Source organism: Bradyrhizobium sp. (assembly GCF_035701725.1).
GTDB lineage: Bacteria > Pseudomonadota > Alphaproteobacteria > Rhizobiales > Xanthobacteraceae > Bradyrhizobium.
Map to the genome: position 1 here is coordinate 1 of NZ_DASSRP010000083.1, position 16,761 is coordinate 16,761.

General features: G+C 62.6%; 15 protein-coding genes. 5 read left to right on the top strand and 10 right to left on the bottom strand.

Translation table 11 applies throughout. The annotated features are described in order from the left end of the window. Positions 1 to 47: 47 nt before the first annotated feature. Genes VFL62_RS04250 through VFL62_RS04265 form a run of 4 tightly spaced genes read left to right on the top strand, consistent with a single transcriptional unit; the run spans position 48 to position 4,583 of the window. Positions 48 to 1,151 carry a dipeptide ABC transporter ATP-binding protein gene (locus VFL62_RS04250; protein ID WP_325171138.1) on the top strand — a complete coding sequence of 368 codons (1,104 nt, stop codon included), beginning with the start codon at positions 48 to 50 and terminating at the stop codon, positions 1,149 to 1,151. 55 nt (positions 1,152 to 1,206) lie between these two features. After that, positions 1,207 to 2,715 (top strand): ABC transporter substrate-binding protein, encoded by a 1,509-nt coding sequence (locus VFL62_RS04255; RefSeq protein ID WP_325171126.1) that lies wholly within the window; start codon positions 1,207 to 1,209, stop codon positions 2,713 to 2,715. A 34-nt stretch (positions 2,716 to 2,749) separates the two neighbouring features. Beyond that, on the top strand, positions 2,750 to 3,691 hold the full coding sequence (locus VFL62_RS04260; RefSeq protein WP_325171127.1) for an ABC transporter permease: 942 nt from the start codon (positions 2,750 to 2,752) through the stop codon (positions 3,689 to 3,691). A 1-nt stretch (position 3,692) separates the two neighbouring features. Next, complete coding sequence (locus VFL62_RS04265) at positions 3,693 to 4,583, top strand: ABC transporter permease (protein WP_325171128.1); 891 nt, start codon at positions 3,693 to 3,695, stop codon at positions 4,581 to 4,583. A 3-nt stretch (positions 4,584 to 4,586) separates the two neighbouring features. On the opposite strand, the gene cnbZ is transcribed toward VFL62_RS04265, so the two are convergent. From cnbZ to VFL62_RS04295, 6 genes are all read right to left on the bottom strand, one after another. Beyond that, entirely contained in the window at positions 4,587 to 5,342 is a 756-nt protein-coding gene (gene cnbZ / locus VFL62_RS04270; protein WP_325171129.1) for a 2-amino-5-chloromuconate deaminase CnbZ, read from the bottom strand. A gap of 177 nt (positions 5,343 to 5,519) precedes the next feature. Then, complete coding sequence (locus tag VFL62_RS04275) at positions 5,520 to 8,615, bottom strand: multidrug efflux RND transporter permease subunit (protein ID WP_325171130.1); 3,096 nt, start codon at positions 8,613 to 8,615, stop codon at positions 5,520 to 5,522. 43 nt (positions 8,616 to 8,658) lie between these two features. Beyond that, entirely contained in the window at positions 8,659 to 9,852 is a 1,194-nt protein-coding gene (locus tag VFL62_RS04280; protein WP_325171139.1) for an efflux RND transporter periplasmic adaptor subunit, read from the bottom strand. 2 nt (positions 9,853 to 9,854) lie between these two features. Beyond that, positions 9,855 to 10,559 (bottom strand): TetR/AcrR family transcriptional regulator, encoded by a 705-nt coding sequence (locus VFL62_RS04285; RefSeq protein WP_325171131.1) that lies wholly within the window; start codon positions 10,557 to 10,559, stop codon positions 9,855 to 9,857. Between the two features lie 109 nt (positions 10,560 to 10,668). Further along, entirely contained in the window at positions 10,669 to 11,259 is a 591-nt protein-coding gene (locus VFL62_RS04290; protein WP_325171132.1) for a thiamine pyrophosphate-dependent enzyme, read from the bottom strand. Continuing rightward, a complete protein-coding gene (locus tag VFL62_RS04295; RefSeq protein WP_325171133.1) occupies positions 11,256 to 11,801 on the bottom strand; it encodes a phosphonopyruvate decarboxylase in 546 nt (181 codons plus the stop codon). The genes VFL62_RS04290 and VFL62_RS04295 overlap by 4 nt, the downstream gene beginning before the upstream one ends. A gap of 265 nt (positions 11,802 to 12,066) precedes the next feature. Between VFL62_RS04295 and VFL62_RS04300 the strand changes: the two genes are divergently transcribed. After that, positions 12,067 to 13,563 (top strand): hypothetical protein, encoded by a 1,497-nt coding sequence (locus VFL62_RS04300; RefSeq protein WP_325171134.1) that lies wholly within the window; start codon positions 12,067 to 12,069, stop codon positions 13,561 to 13,563. A gap of 37 nt (positions 13,564 to 13,600) precedes the next feature. Here the strand turns inward: VFL62_RS04300 and VFL62_RS04305 are convergent, their stop codons facing one another. The 4 genes from VFL62_RS04305 to VFL62_RS04320 all read right to left on the bottom strand — a co-directional run. Continuing rightward, a complete protein-coding gene (locus tag VFL62_RS04305; RefSeq protein WP_325171140.1) occupies positions 13,601 to 13,918 on the bottom strand; it encodes an antibiotic biosynthesis monooxygenase family protein in 318 nt (105 codons plus the stop codon). Between the two features lie 86 nt (positions 13,919 to 14,004). Continuing rightward, positions 14,005 to 14,868 (bottom strand): sugar phosphate isomerase/epimerase family protein, encoded by an 864-nt coding sequence (locus VFL62_RS04310; protein ID WP_325171135.1) that lies wholly within the window; start codon positions 14,866 to 14,868, stop codon positions 14,005 to 14,007. Then, positions 14,868 to 16,061 carry a dihydrodipicolinate synthase family protein gene (locus VFL62_RS04315; RefSeq protein WP_325171136.1) on the bottom strand — a complete coding sequence of 398 codons (1,194 nt, stop codon included), beginning with the start codon at positions 16,059 to 16,061 and terminating at the stop codon, positions 14,868 to 14,870. Before VFL62_RS04315 ends, VFL62_RS04310 begins: the two co-directional genes overlap by 1 nt. A 12-nt stretch (positions 16,062 to 16,073) precedes the next feature. Beyond that, positions 16,074 to 16,761 (bottom strand): Gfo/Idh/MocA family protein (locus tag VFL62_RS04320; RefSeq protein WP_325171137.1); only part of this gene is annotated, 688 nt, incomplete at its 5' end.

Consider the following 16,761-nt stretch of genomic DNA (forward strand, 5'->3'; position numbering starts at 1 on the left):
AACCATTGGTCGCGCTGCATCCGCGCGCCACTCGAGGAGCTCGTACCGTGACCGCGCTTCTGGAAGCGAAAAATCTGGTCAAGCATTTCGTGGGCAAGCGCTCGGTGTTTGGGTCACCGACCACGTTCATCAAAGCCGTCGACGGCGTTTCGTTCAGCGTGAAAACCGGCGAGACGCTGGCGCTGGTCGGCGAATCCGGTTGCGGCAAGTCGACGGTGAGCCGGCTGGTTCTACGCCTGATCGAGCCGGACCAGGGCGAGATCCGCTTTGACGGCCGCGATCTCACGAAGATGAGCACCAAGGATCTGCGGGCCTTCCGCCGCGACGCTCAGATCATCTTCCAGGACCCGTACGCTTCGCTCAACCCGCGGATGACGGTCGGCCAGATTCTGGCCGAGCCGCTTGGATTGCACGATCTGGTGCCCGCAGGAGACCGCCACAAGCGGGTCGAGGAATTATTGCGGTTGGTCGGATTAGAGCCGCGCGCCGCCCGCCGCTACGCCCACGAGTTTTCCGGCGGCCAGCGCCAGCGCATCGCCATTGCGCGCGCGCTCGCCGTCGAGCCGAAGCTGATCATCTGCGACGAGCCGGTCTCGGCGCTCGACGTCTCGATCCGTTCGCAAATCCTCAACCTGCTGCGTGACCTGCAACAACGGCTCGGCCTCGCCTATATTTTCGTCTCGCACGACCTCGCGGTGGTCAAGCACATCGCCGACCGCGTTGCTGTGATGAATCTCGGCCGTATCGTCGAAACCACGGACGCCGACGCGTTGTTTGCGGCGCCACGCCACCCCTATAGCCGCGCCCTGCTGTCGGCCATTCCCGTGCCGAAGCCTCAGGCTAAACCAAGCCGCCTGGTGCTGGAAGGCGAAATACCGAGCGCGCTCAATCCACCGTCCGGCTGCCGCTTCCACACGCGTTGTCCTTATGTGATCGACCGCTGCCGGACCGAACTGCCGCAGCTATTACCCGATCCAGCCGGACACCTGACCGCCTGTCACCGCAGCGGCGAACTGCCGCCCGCGGACGCGATCCTGCCTGCCGACGGCGGGCTGTCGCCGTCGCTGTCGAGGCTGATTGCGGCCTTCAACCGCATGGAAGCGGCTGGCACTTCCGGTGTTGGTACGGAAGATGCAAAAGCGACTCGATGAAATGCGCCGGCTGGCGTCTAGCGCCGGCCGGTTTGTGAGTTAAGGAGAACGAGACATGAGGACTTTGCGGTTGGCGGTGACAGCAGCGGCGCTTTCGATCTCGATCGCCGCGGGCGCGCAAGCTCAAACCACCCTGCGCATCGGCCTCGCCGAAGATCCCGACATGCTCGACCCCTCGCTCGGCCGCACCTATGTCGGGCGTATCGTGTTTTCGGCCTTTTGCGACAAGCTGTTCGATATCGATGAGAAGCTCAACATCGTGCCGCAGCTGGCGCTGTCCCATGAGACTTCCGCCGACGGCAAGGCCATGACCATCAAATTGCGGCCCGGCGTCAAGTTCCACGATGGCGAGCCGTTCGATGCCGAGGCTGCGAAATTCTCGATCGAGCGGCATATCAACATGCCCGGCTCGTTCCGCAAATCCGAACTCGCCAGCGTCGATCATGTCGAGGTGGTCGAGCCCCTCACGATCAAGCTGGTGCTGAAGACCCCGTACGCGCCGCTCATCGCGCAACTCACCGACCGCTCCGGCATGATGGTCTCGCCCAAGGCGGTGAAGGAACAAGGCGACAAGTTCGGCCTGCACCCGGTCTGTGCCGGTCCCTACAAATTCGTCGAACGCGTGCAGCAGGACCGCATGGTGTTCGAGCGCTTCGCCGACTACTGGAACAAGGACAACGTCTTTATCGATCGCATCGTATTTCTGCCGATCGTTGACGCCACCGTACGTCTCGCCAATCTCAAATCGGGCGGGCTCGATTTGATCGAGCGCGTACTGGCAACCGACATCAGGGACGTGCAGTCCGATTCCCGGCTCGTCCTGGCGACTGCGCCGGAGCTCGGCTACCTCGGCCTCACCATCAACACCAACAACGACAAGAGCAAGGGCGCACTCACCAATGTCAAGGTGCGCCAGGCTCTGGATCTGTCGATCGATCGCGAAGCGCTCAACCAGGTCGCGTTCAACGGTGAGTTCACGCCGGGCAACCAGTGGGTCAGCCCTTCGCACCCCTATTACCAGCCATCCTCGCCGATCCGGCCGCGCGACGTCGAAAAGGCCAAGGCCCTCCTGAAGGAGGCCGGTGTCTCGCCGCCAGTATCCGTCGACTATATGGTGCCGAAGGGGTCGGAATATGAAGCGGTCGCGCAGGTCGTGCAGTCGATGGCGGCGGAAGCCGGCTTCGACCTCAAGATCCGCCTGATCGAATTCGCGACCTCGTTCAAGGAAGTACAGGCCGGCAATTTCCAGGTGTTCCAGATCAACTGGAGCGGCCGCATCGATCCGGATGGAAACTCCTACATCTTCCTGCACACCGGCGCGCCACAGAACGATGGCGGCTACTCAAATCCCGAAGCCGACAAGTTGATGGAAGACGCACGGTTGACCGGCGACGTCGCCGAACGCAAGGCGATCTATGAGAAGCTGACCAAGGTCATCCTCAACGACGAGCCGATCATCTACCTCTATCACAAGAACCTCCTGTTCGCGCATACCAGGAAGCTTGAGGGTTACCGGCCGGTGCCGGACGGATTAGTACGCATCGTCGGGATGAAGCTGAAGTGAAGCATCGCCCGACGCGCACGACGGAAAGGACGCCATGCTGAACTTCCTCGGCAAGCGCCTTCTGCAAATGGTGCCGACGCTGTTCTTTGTGTCGATCCTGATTTTTTCGCTGCAGCATTTGTTGCCGGGGGATCCTGCGCTGGTGATGGCCGGCGAGGAGCGCGATCCAGCCGTGATCGAGCAGATCAGGAAGCAATATCACCTCGACCAGCCGATCCCGGTGCAATACGTCTACTGGGTCAAGGGGGTGCTCGCAGGCGATTTCGGTGAATCGCTTCGGGTGAAAGTGCCGGTGCGCGAACTGATCGCGCAGAAATTGCCGGTGACGCTTCAGCTCGCATCGATGGCGATCGTGATCGCGTTCCTGATTGGCATTCCCGCCGGCATCGTTTCCGCGGTCAAGCAAGGCACTGCCTGGGACTACGGCGCCAACCTGTTTGCGCTGTGGGGGATCTCGACGCCGAATTTCTGGCTCGGAATCATGCTGATCTTCCTGTTCTCGATCAAGCTCGGCTGGCTGCCGGCTTCCGGCTACGTGCCGCTTTCCGAAAACTGGCACGCCAGCCTTGCCTCGACCGTGATGCCGGCCTTCGTGCTTGGCAACGCCATTGCTGCGATCCTGATGCGCCACACGCGCAGCGCCATGCTGCAGGTGCTGCAGAGCGATTATGTCCGCACCGCCCGCGCCAAGGGGCTTTCCGAGCGCAGCGTGATCCTCAAGCATGCGATGCGCAATGCCCTGACGCCCGTCATCACGCTCGGCGCGCTCGAACTGGGCACGCTGCTTTCCGGCGCGGTACTGACCGAGCAGATTTTCTCGATCCCCGGCTTCGGCAAGTTGATCGTGGATGCCGTCTTCAACCGCGACTATGCAGTCGTGCAGGGCGTCGTGCTCGTGACCGCGACCGTCTACCTGATGCTGAACCTGATCGCCGACATCGCCTATGTCCTGGTCAATCCGCGGCTGAGGGGATGAGATGGCTGATACCGCCCTTCCCGCCTTCACCACCGCCACCGCCGACGACCGGCTGGAAAGCCCGACGCGCCGCGCACTTCGGCGACTGTTCAAGCGCAAAGGCGCGGTGGTCGGCCTTGGCGTGATCGCGATCTTCGTCCTGCTTGCGATCCTTGCGCCTTTGATCGTGCCGTATGACCCGATCGCCACCACCTGGGCGCTGGTGCGCAAACCGCCGACGGCTGCCCACTGGTTCGGCACCGACGATCTCGGCCGCGATGTGCTGGCGCGCGTGGTCTACGGCTCGCGGGCGTCGCTCGCAGCCGGCGCAATCTCGGTCAGCATCGCGCTTTCGATCGGTGTGCCGCTCGGTCTGTTGGCCGGCTATCGCGGCGGCTTCGTCGACGCACTGATCAGCCGGCTTACTGACGCGATGCTCGCCTGCCCGTTCCTGATCCTCGCCATCGCGCTGGCCGCGTTCTTAGGCCCAAGCCTCGGCAACGCCATGATCGCGATCGGAATCTCGGCGACGCCGGTCTTCATCAGGTTGACCCGTGGCCAGACCATCAGCGTCAAGGTCGAGGAATATGTCGAGGCGGCGCGCGCGATCGGCAACCCGCCCTGGCGCATTGCGCTGTTTCATATTCTGCCGAACATCCTGCCGGCGCTTCTGGTCCAGGCTACGCTCTCGATCGCGGCCGCGATCATCGCGGAGGCTGCCCTTTCGTTCCTCGGTCTTGGCCAGCAACCGCCGTCGCCGTCCTGGGGCAGCATGTTGAATTCGGCGCAGCGCTTTCTCACCAACGCGCCCTGGATGGCGATCTGGCCGGGACTAGCGATCTTTCTGGTGGTGCTATCGTTCAACCTCGTCGGCGATGGCTTGCGCGACGCGCTCGATCCACGGCAGAAGTAGCGGTCAAACCACGATCTCCCGGCTCACCCGGCGGCAATCCATTTCGAATTCGAGATCGACGACCGGCGGCCGCGCGAAATGCCAGGTCAGGCCCGAGCGCGCGGCGCCGCGGTACACCAGCTCCTCCGCCATCGTGGGGTGGAAGTCATGGACGGTGTAGACCTGCGTCGCCGTCGTATCTTTCCAGCCAAAGCCGAATCCGGCCAGACGGTTTTCCATTTCGCCAACCGTAAAGGCCACCTTGTCCTTCATCCCCTCCGGGCTGAGGTCGCGATAACGCACGATCCGTTCGGGATAGCTGCCGGGCCCGCCGCGCGCTTCCGCGCCGCCGGCGATGACAAAATCAGGTTGCGCCGCGCGGCGGTTCCCCTCAATCGGACGAACGAAGCAGAACGCATAGAATGACGGCACGGCCGGCGGATCGATTTCGGGGCAGACGTTGCTGCGCGCCACCGGATTGGTGGTTCCGTCGAAGATGCCCCACTCCGAAAGCGTCTTCACATAATGCTGGTTGAAAGCGAGGAACCCGGCTTCGCTGAACGCGGCCGGCGACCGCAACTCGCAGGCGCAGAATGAGGTCAGCTTCTGCCCGGCGCGCTGAATATGGCTCGCCGCCTGCGCAAAGCCTTCGGCCAGCGGCAACAGCTTGTCAAAGCGCACGCGTTCGATCTCAAAGCCGTCGTGCGCGCAGGCGCCGCTCGAATATTGAAACACGGCCGGGATAAACCGGTAGTTTCCGGCAGCAAAGTCACGAGTCATGAAAATGGCGCTCCTAGTTTTCCATAGCGTTTTCGAGCGAAGTGGATACCCGTTCGCGTAAAGAAAACGCGCCGAGATGATAGGCTTGAGCCCGGTTCTGATTCCCATCAGAACCGGGCTCAAGCGAGCGCTATTCGATCATCTTGGCTTCGGCTAGTCCAGCCGCGGCGGGCTATCTTACGTCGGCTTCAGCACCTTCGAACCGAGATCGAATTCGGCGATCTCCTTGGCGCGCTCGGATTCGGCGCCGGCGCGGTGGTCGGTCGCGATCCAGACATAGACCGCCGGCAGCACGAACAGCGTGAACAGCGTGCCGATGGTCATGCCGGCCACCACCACGAGACCGATCGAGAACCGGCTCGCGGCGCCCGCGCCGGAGGCGGTGAGCAGCGGCAACAGGCCGGTGACCATCGCGGCCGTCGTCATCAGGATTGGACGCAGCCGGACGCGCGCCGCCATTTCGATCGCCGAACGGCGGTCAAGGCTCTCATTGAGCTGGAGTTCGTTGGCGAACTCCACCATCAAAATGCCGTGCTTGCTGATCAGTCCAACCAGCGTCAACAGACCGACCTGGGTGTAGATGTTCATCGTCGCCGCGCCGAAGAACAGCGGGATCATCGCGCCGACGATCGCCATGGGTACGCTGATCATGATGACGAGCGGGTCTCGCAGGCTTTCGAATTGGGCCGCCAGCACCAGGAAGATGATAATCAGCGCGAAGGCGAAGGTGATCGCAAGCTGGTTGCCTTCCTGCACATATTGCCGGCTGTCCGCCAGATAGTCGTGCGTGAATCCGGCGGGCAGCTTTTTCGCCTCGCCCTCGAGGAAATCAACCGCCTGGCCCACGGTCACGCCCGGCATCGGCACCGCCTGGAAGGTCGCCGAGTTGAGCTGGTTATAGTGCGTGAGCGCGTTGGGATCGGTCGCGGTCTGGATCGAGACCACGGTCGACAACGGAATCTGCTGGCCAGTCGGCGTCGACAGATAATAGTTGCCGAGCGATTCCGGCGATAGCCGCGCCTCGCGCGGCACCTGCGGAATCACCTGATATGACCGACCCTCGAGGTTGAAGCGGTTCACATAGTTGCCGCCAAGCATGGTCGCCAGCGTATTGCCGATGCTCTGCATGGTCAGCCCGAGATCGCTCGCCTTCGCGCGGTCGACCTTGATCCGCACCACCGGCTGGTTGAAGTCGAGGTCGCTGTCGGAGACGATGAACAGGCCGCTCTTGCGTGCGGCATCCTTGAGCTTGTTCATCTGCTCATAGATCTGCTGGAAGCCGTTGGTCGAGGAGATCACCATCTGAACCGGCAGGCCACCGGGGCCGCCCGGCAGCGGCGGCAGGTTGAAGGCGAACGCGTTGACACCTTCAATCTTGCTGATCTCAGCCTGCACCAACGGCTTGAGCTTGATCGACGAGCGCTTGCGCTCGTCCCAAGGCGTCAGCAGCATACCGGCGATGCCGTTCTGCGGGCCGTTGATGCCGTTCAGAACGAAGCGCAGATCGGTTTCCGGGAACTTGGCGAAAGCCTTGTCGAGCTTGTCACCGTAGAAATCGATATAGTCGATGTTGGCGTATTTGGGCGCCTTGGTCACCGCAAACACGATGCCCTGGTCTTCCTCGGGCGCAAGCTCCTTCGAGGTGTGCATATAGAGGAAGCCGACCAGGCCGAGGATCGTCAACGCGAACAGGCCCGTGATCGGGCGATAATCGAGCGAGCGGTCGAGCATGCGGCCGTACCAGCGCGTCATCGCGCCGAACACCCGGTTGACGATTTTTGCGAACCGCCCTTCTTCGGCGCTCTTGAGGAACACCGAGCACATCATCGGCGACAGCGTCAGCGCGATAATCCCTGACACGATCACCGAGCCCGCCAGCGTAAAGGCGAATTCGCGGAACAGCGAGCCGGTCAAGCCGCCGAGGAAGCCGATCGGCGCATAGACCGCGGCGAGCGTGATGGTCATGGAAATGACCGGGCCGACGATTTCGCGCGCGCCGATCATGGCCGCCTGCACCGGCGGCTTGCCCTCTTCCAGATGGCGGTGGATGTTCTCGACGACCACGATAGCGTCGTCGACGACGAGACCGATCGCGAGCACCATGGCGAGCAGCGTCAGCAGGTTGAAGCTGAAACCCGCCGCCAGCATCAGGCTGCACACGCCGATCAGCGACAGCGGAATGGTCACAACGGGGATCAGAACCGAGCGGAACGAGGCCAGGAACAGGAAGATCACGACGACGACGATGAGAACGGCTTCGCCGAGCGTCTTTTCCACCTCGTCGATCGAGGATTGGATGAACTTGGTGGAATCGTAAGCCACCTTCATCTTCATCGAGGGCGGCAGGTTGCGCTCAAGTTCGGGGAATAGCGCGCGTACGCCCTTCACCAGGGTCAGCGGATTGCCCTGCGGGGTCACCTGCACGCCGATGAAGATCGCGTGCTCGCCATTGAAGGCGACGCTGGCATCGGTGCTTTGCGCGGCAAGCTCGACAGTCGCAATATCGTCGATCCGGACGAAACCGCCGTCCTTGGATTTGACGATCATCCTCTTGAACTGTTCGAGATTTTGCAGGTCGGTATTGGCCGAGACGTTCGAGACGATGAAGAAGCCCTTGGCCTGGCCCGCCGCTGCCTGGAAATTGTTGGCCGCGATCGCGGCAGCAACATCGCTCGGCGAGACGTTGCGGCCGGCCATCCGCACCGGATCGAGCCACAACCGCATTGCAAAAGTCTGGCCGCCGAGAATGTCGGCCGAGGCGACGCCGTCGACGGTCGACAGCACCGGCTGCACCACGCGCGTCAGATAGTCCGAGATCGCCGAACCCGACAAAACTTCGGACGAGAAGCCAAGATACATCACCGCGGTCGTCTGGCCCGTCGTCTTGGTGACGACGGGGTCGTTGGATTCCTTTGGAATGAGGTATTTGACCGAGTTCACCTTGGCCAGAACCTCGGTCAGCGCCTGGTTCGGGTCGAAATTCAGCTTGATGTAGACCTGGATCGTGCTGGTGCCGAGCACCGACGACGACGTCATGTAGTCGACGCCTTCGGCGGAGGCGACCGCCTGCTCGATCGGCGTGGTGATGAAGCCCTGGATCAGGTCGGCGGACGCGCCGGGATACGACGTGGTGACGTTCACGACCGTATTGGACAGCTTGGGATATTGCCGGATCGGCAACACGGTTGCCGCCCGCAAGCCGATCAAGAGGATCAGCAGGCTGACGACGACCGACAGCACCGGCCGCTTGATGAAAAGATCAGTCCAGGTCATCGGACAGCTCCGACTTGAATTGGGGTACGCGCAGGTCGCGTGATCAGTATCGCGGTGGCTTCGCCGGAATCGGCGGTGTCGGATCCGTCGAAATCGCGACCGCGGACCCCGATTGCAACTTGAGTTGGCCAACCGCGACCACGCGATCGCCGGGCTTGAGCCCGTCAAGTATCTCGGCGCGGCCGTCGACCCGGTCGCCGGTCCGCACGAAGGTGCGCACCGCGGTCAGGCTGGTCTTGCCGTCATCGCCTTTCTTCTCGGTGATCAAGAAGACGGAATCACCGTAAAGCGTATAGTCGACCGCTGTCTCCGGCACCGTGACGACCGGCGGCTTCTCCGGCAGCACCACCGTCGTGGTCGTGAACATGCCGGGCTTCAGCAAATGATCGGGATTGGCAATCGTGGCCTGAACGCGGATGTTACGGGTGTCGGCAGCGATCTGCGGCTCGATGGTCGTGATCTTTCCCTCGAAGGTGCGGCCGGGGAAGGCGTCGACCGTCAGACGCACGGTCTGGCCGACCTTCAGCACCGCGCTCGCCTTTTCCGGCACCGTGAAGTTGGCATAAAGCATCGACAGATCGGTCAGGGTGACGATCTGGGTACCGGCGCTGAGAAACTGGCCGACCTCGACCTTACGCACGCCGAGCTCACCGTCGAACGGCGCGCGCACCAGCTTCTGCGAGATCAGCGCCTCGGTCTTGGAAATGCCGGCAACCGCCTGATCATAGGTCGCCTGCGCGGCATCGACCGTCGACTGCGGGCCGAACTGACGCGCGGCAAGCTGCTTGGCACGGTCGAGCGCGAGCTGCGCGCCGGTCGCCTGTGCCTTGAAGCTGGCGAGATCGCCCTGCTCCGGCCCATCGAACAATTGCAGCAGGGGTGTTCCTTCCTTTACCGAAGCGCCCGGCGTGAACATGATGTCGGTGATGCGGCCGGCAACGTCGCTGGTGACGTTCACCTGATGCACCGCAGCAAGATCGCCCACCGCGGTCAGCAGATTCGGAACGACTTCGGACTTCGCCTCGACCACGGAGACGGAGGTCGGCGGCGGCTTATTGTTGGCGAAGAACTGCGCGATCATGTGGCTGCGGAAGGCGTTGAAGCCCACCAGGGCGCCAACCAGCAGCGCGAGCAGCAGTCCCACGATGATGAACCAGCGCACGAGCCGCACCGGCCGCGCAGCGGACTTGTCGCCAATCGGTCGGCCCGCGATGTTCCTGTCGGTCACGATGTTCATGGTCATGCGCTTTCTGCAATTGCCGATGGCCCGGATTCCCGGGTGAGCTCGCGGCTGAGGTAGTGATTGATCGCGGCTTCGTTGACGCCGATGCCGCGGAGAATGAATTCGCTCAACTGCCGTACGAGGTCGGCGCCGTCGTCGCCATAGGACAGGCACGGAATGGTTGGCAGGCGCGTCACGCATACCATCAGCACCGTGTGATGCGCAAACCAGAAGAGATTCATCGGCTCCCGTCCGATCACCTTCGCATCGCCCGCTTCGACGGCGCGCTTCAGCGAAGCTTCAAAGATCGAGCCGATCAGGCCGGCGATCTTTTCGTAGATCAGCCGGGCAAATTCGCCGTCATCGAGATGGCTCGCCAGCATCAGGCGCAGGCGCTGGGCCTCTTCCTGATCGGGCAACTCGTGCACCTCCTGGAAATGGCGAACCATTTCGCGGATCAAAATGACGAGCGTTTCGGTGGAGGGCTCAAGCTCGAGCAGGCTCTGCAGCGCCGGATCGGCGGCGCATTCTTCGGCGAGAATTTCCGCATAAAGCGCTGATTTGGTTGGGAAATGCTTGAAAAGAAGCCCCTCCGAAATCGACGCGGCGGCGGCCACGCTCTTGGTCGTGGTGCCGGCAAAACCGTGGCGCGCGAAACAGCGCTTGGCCGCGCCCAGAATCAACTGGCGCCTCAGATCGCTGGTCATGCGGAGGGTGCTCATCTTGTAAGTAAGCACTCACCTTTGATCCAAGTCAACAAATTTGCTGCGCCGCAAAATTCCCCTTGCCAACCTTAGGGTTGCATGGGTGGCAATTCTGCATCCAGAGCGTCTAGATCGGGTCAAATCCCAGCGCGCCACGAATCCGGTTGACGATGAAGGTGCCGTCCCTGTTGGCGAGCACCCGCTCCAGGTTCGCCGCATCGATCTTGATGCTGGCAAAGCGCGGGCCCTTTGACGTGTCCTGCATCGTTTTTGCGAACGCCCCGATCTCGCCCATCGTCGACAGCGCATGGGCATCGGAAATGCCGCAGGACTTGGCGACACCGACCAGATCGGTATTGGCGCCGGTGTGGCTCGCCTGGCCGCCGGTTTCGCCATAGACCTCGTTGTCGAGCACGATGATGGAGAGATTTTTAGGCTGCTGCAGGCCGACGGTGGCAAGGCTTCCCATCCCCATCAGCATCTCACCATCGCCCGTGATCACGATCACGGGCAGCGCCGGCTGGGCCAACGCAACGCCAAGGCCGATCATCACGGCGCCGCCCATCGCGCCCCAGAGGTAGAAGTTGCGATCGTGATCGCCGGCGGCGGCAATGTCGTAAGTCGAAGCGCCGAGGCCGCCGACGACGACCGCATCCTTGCGACCCTCCAGAAGAGCCGAAACCACGCTGCGGCGCTCGAGAAGATTTGCCTTGCTCATTTTACGAAAACCTTTGCACCGATCAGACGTTGCGACAACAGCACGGCGGACGCCGTGCAGGCGTTGTAAGCCTGTCCTGCCGCCGCCTCGACCACCTCACGCACTTCGCCCGGATGCGAAGCCCGCAACACCTTGATCCCGGACAATTCGAGCACCGCCGGGGTGGTCGATCCCATCGGCACCTGCCACGGATTGAACTCGCCCCACTCGCCCCGCATCGTCACCAGCGTGAGGAACGGAAAGCGGAATATTTGCGTCAGCGAGAACATGTTGATGCAATTGCCGACCCCGCTCGATTGCATCAGCAGCACGCCGCGCTGGCCGCCGGTCCAGGCACCGGCCAGCAGCGCGATCCCCTCTTCTTCCGTCGTCAGCGGCACCGCGCGCATCGAAGGCTCGGCGAGCACGCGCTCGATGAGTTGCGAGTGCCCTGCGTCCGGCACGTAAGCGACCTGGCGGACGTCGAAACGCCGCAGGATCTCGAATATGTCTTCCGGCCAGGAGGGCGAGGTGTCGGCTGGCGCTTTGCGACGGGCGTCCATGTCAGATGTTCCGATTGGTGAGCGCGATATGATTTTCGCTGCCGGACTTTAGACGGCGGTGCGACTTTCGAAAGTCCGAAAATGGCATATCGCTCGGGCGCTGATGGAATGGATTTGGCACGCGCAGTCAGCGCAGAGCGGCTGCAGCAGTGTTGCCATGCACCATCGATCGGCAACGATGCGCGAATTGACAGGTCGCCCAAACCCGGCGAGATTTTCGGCCAACTGACCAGAACGAACAACAACCAGAACAAAGAGTCCGGGGATGAAAAACGCAGCCAAAATCGCCATCGCAGTCACTGGCCTGTCCTTGGGGTTTATGATCGCGCCCGCGCGGGCCGACGACGCAAGCCCGATCAAGGCGGGCGCCCTTCTCGACCAACTGCAGAAACAGACCGGCGTTTATGATCGCTCGACGTCCGGCAAGACGCCCGAATTTGTAGTCGATCCGACCTGGCCGCAACCGCTGCCGCATAGCTGGCTATTGGGGCAGATCGGCGGGCTTTACGTCGATCATCATGACCACATCTGGGTCTACAACCGGCCGCGCACGCTCAATGACGATGAAGTCGGACTGGAAGGCGCGCTTCCAGCCGCAACCGACGCTAAGGGCCAGCCGGTCAACGGCCTCGGCTTCGTGCGGCAGAATGGCTTCGGCGCGGATTGCTGCCGCGCCGCGCCCTCTGTGATGGAATTCGACGGCGGCGGCAAATTGCTGCGCGCCTGGGGCGGCCCGGCGGATCCGGGCTTTATCGGCGGCAAATGCAAGCCGGAAGCCGGCTGCATCTGGCCGAATGTCGAACACGGCATCTATGTCGACAGCAACGACAATGTCTGGATCGCCGGCAATGCGCCCGCGCCCAAGCCGGGCGACAAGGAAATTCCGTGGACCACCAATAAAAGTGGCGGCGACGGCTTCATCCTGAAGTTCGACCGCGACGGCAATTTCAAAATGCGGATCGGCGGCACGCCGACGGCACCTAACAGCAACAGCAAGGATGGCGGCGTCAACGGCACGCCGTTGCTCTATCGTCCCGCCGACATGGTGGTCGATCCCAAGGCCAATCGCCTCTACGTCGCCGACGGCTATGCCAACCGGCGCATCCTGATCGTCGACGCCGACACCGGCCAGTATATCGGCCACTTCGGCGCCTACGGGAACAACCCGATCGACGATGCCGCCGCGGCGGCCGCCGGCACCTGGCCGCAAGCCTCAGGCCGGGGCGAGACAAAGCCCGCCTTCTTCCGCAATCCCGTGCACTGCGTGAAGATCGCCGACGACGGCAAGATCTACGTCTGCGATCGCGGCAACGACCGCATCCAGGTATTCGACAGCAAGGACGCCTCGTTAGGCGCGGCATGCAGCAATCCGAACGGCGAAGTCGGCAAATGCGGCTTCGTGACCGAACGCTTCATCAGCGCCAAGACCTATACGCAGCCGGTGATGCCCGGCACCGCGGTGTCGATGAACTTCTCGCCCGACAAGCCGCAAAGCTGTCTCTACGTCGGCGACAATACCAATCAGACAATCTATATCATGAGCCGTGAAAAACTGGAGCAGCTCGGCCGGCTCGGTCATGGCGGGCGGATGGCCGGCGATTTCCACTGGCTGCACCAGGTCAGCCTCGACAGCCAGGGCAACATCTATACCGGCGAAGTCGATACCGGAAAACGCGTGCAGAAGTTCGTGCGTTATGGCGCGGACGGCTGCAGCGGCGGCGGCACCGCCATGATCGGCGGCGAAGCGGCGGCGCGCAAGTAACTCCGAGGTCGCGCGACAAGGCGCAACCTCTCCCATTCTAGTCGTGCTTGAAAGGACCGACCTCGCGGACCACCTTGCAGATTTGCAAGAAGCCGCTGGTGTAGAATTCGGCATGTCCCCGCTTCATGGTTTCGACATGCTCGGGGTGAGTCCGCCAGGCTTCCAGCGCTTTTTCCGAGGCGAAGCGAAATATCGTGAGCTCTTCGCCGTCCTCGGCCTTGAACGCCTTCACCGACAGGAACCCCGGAATCTTGCTGACGATGCCGTACATGCGCTCGCCGAGCCGGCCATACTCGTTCATGTCGGCATCATCCCGGAGTTTCAGATCGCCGACGACAATCACCTCACCGATCATTTTTTCGCCTTTCATCAAACAAATGAGGCTCACGCCGCTTGATGGCAGCGCGTCTTCTCGCTAGTTCGATTTGACGATCGCGTTTGTTACAGCACGGTTCGGTGCCGTTCGATGCAGGTGCGCACCACCTCGTCCATCGACTTCGTCCACCAGGTGTCCGAGAAAATCTCGATCTCGCAATAGCCGGCAAATCCCTGCGCCTCGACGGCTCGACGCAACGATTTGATGTCGATCACGCCGTCGCCCATCATGCCGCGATCGTTGAGAATGTCCTTGGTCGGCACCAGCCAGTCGCAGACATGAAACGCCAGCAGGCGGTCCTTGCCGGCGCGAGCGATCTGGCCGAGTACCTCCGGATCCCACCAGATGTGATAGACGTCGAGCGCGACTCCCAGCGCGCCGCTGCGGGCGGGATCAAGACGGTCGCAAATATCGAGCGCGTGCTTGGTCGTATTCACGCAGGCACGGTCGCCGGCATAGGCCGGATGCAAGGGCTCGATCGCCAGCGGCATTTTGGCCGTCTTGGCGTAGTCCATCATCTCGGCCATCGCTTCTTCGACCTGCACCCGCGCGCCGGCGATGTCCTTGGTGGCGGCGCTGCCCGGCCGCGAATATTGCGGCAGCCCGCCGACCACGAGCACGATGCACGGCGCGCCCAGCGCCTTCGCCTCGTCGACCGCCCGGCGGTTGTCGTCGCGTACCTCGATGCGGCGCGGGGCGTCCGAGGTGAACATGCCGCCGCGGCAGTAGCCGGAAAGCTCAAGTCCGGTCTCGCGCACCGCTCGCGCGGCGCGCTCCAGGCCAACCGCGGCGACCTGGTCGCGCCAGGGATCGATGGCGCGAATGCCGTGCCGGGCGCAGGTCTCGATGATCTCAAGCAGATCGCCCTGCTTGCGAACCGTTGCGGTATTGAGCGACAGCCAGCGATGATCGGCCGAGAAGTCGCGCATCAGGCTTCCACCCCACGCAGAGCGAGAGCGGCTTTCATCCGCCGCGTCGCCAATTCCGGGTTCGCCAGAAGTCCCGCCTGATCCGCAAGCCGAAACAGCTCGGCAAGATGCAGCGTCGAGCGCGTGCTTTCCTGACCGCCGACCATGGTGAAATGATCCTGGTGCCCGTTCAGATAGGCCATGAACACGATGCCGGTCTTGTAGAACCGCGTCGGTGCCTTGAAGATGTGCCGCGACAGCGGCACCGTCGGCCCGAGCACGTCGTGGAAACCTTGCGTATCGGCGGCGGCCAGCCGCGACAGCGCGTAGGACGCCGCCGGCGCGATCGCATCGAAGATGCCAAGCAGTGCGTGCGAATAGCCTTTGTCGTCGCCCGCAATCAGTTCGGCGTAGTTGAAGTCATCGCCGGTGTACATCTTGACGCCGCTGGCCAGCCGGCGGCGCATGTCGATCTCGCGCTGCGCATCGAGCAACGAAACTTTGACGCCGTCGACCTTCACCGCATGGGCGTTGATGATGGCAACCGCGGTGTCCATTGCCTTGTTGAGATCGGCAGCGCCCCAATATCCCGACAGCGCGGGATCGAACATATTGCCCAGCCAGTGGATGATCACGGGCTCGGCGACCTGCGACAGCACGCGGCCGTAAACATTGGCGTAGTCATCGGCGTGCCGCGCAATCTTAGCGAGCGCGCGCGAGGCCATCAGGATGATGCGTCCCCCCGCCTTCTCGATCGCCGCGATCTGCTCTTCATAGGCGCGGATCACGTCATCGATGGTTTTCGTATCTTCCGTCGCAAGGTGATCGGTCCCGGCGCCTGAGAACACCAGGGCTCCGCCCCTCGCCTTGGCCGCGCGCACCGAGCGCTGGATCAATTCGAGCGAGGTCGGCCAGTCCAATCCCATGCCACGCTGGGCGGTATCCATCGCCTCGGCTACGCCGAGCCCGAGGTCCCAGATGTGCTCACGGAACGCAATGGTCCTGTCCCAATCGACCGCCGCGGTCAGCCACGGATCGACATCGGCGAGCGGATCTGAGACGACATGCGCGGCCGAAAACGCCACGCGATTGAGCGTGCCTTCAAGTTTGGCGGGAAAACTGCGCGAAGCGGCCAGGCGATAGGTTTCCGTCGCGCCACCGGCGACCGGCAACTTGAGCGACAGCGACGATGTGGGCATCACAGGCTTGTTCATGGTCGCCCCTCCTCAAACGTTGATCGGCGCAACGTCGATCCAGCGCTTCTCGCGCCAGCTCTGCAGCGCGCATTCGGCGAGTTGCACGCCCTTGGCGCCTTCCAGCAGCGTGTACTTGTAGGGCGCGTCCTCGCAGACGTGGCGGATGAACATTTCCCACTGCTCCTTGAAACCGTTGTCATAGCTCACGTTCTCGGGCAGCTTCTGCCAATCGGCGTAGAAATCATGCAGCCGCTTCTCGTCGGGATTCCATACCGGTCGCGGCGTCATCTGACGCGCCTGGATCACGCAGTCGGTTAGGCCCGCCACAGCCGAACCATGCGTGCCGTCGACCTGGAAGGTGACGAGGTCGTCGCGATAGACGCGCGTCGCCCAGCTCATGTTGATATGGGCGATCACGCCGCCCTTGAGGCGGAAGGTGGCATAGGCCGAATCGTCGGCGGTCGCCTTGTACTTCCTGTTCGCTTCGTCCCAGCGTTCGGGAATGTCGGTGTTGCCGATGCACACGACGCTCTCGACTTCGCCGAAGAGGTTGTCGAGCACGTAGCGCCAGTGGCAGACCATGTCGAGGATGATGCCGCCGCCGTCTTCGCTGCGATAAGTCCACGACGGCCGCTGCGCCTCCTGCCAGTCGCCTTCGAACACCCAGTACCCGAACTCGCCGCGCACCGAAAGCATGCGGCCGAAGAAACCGGAGTCG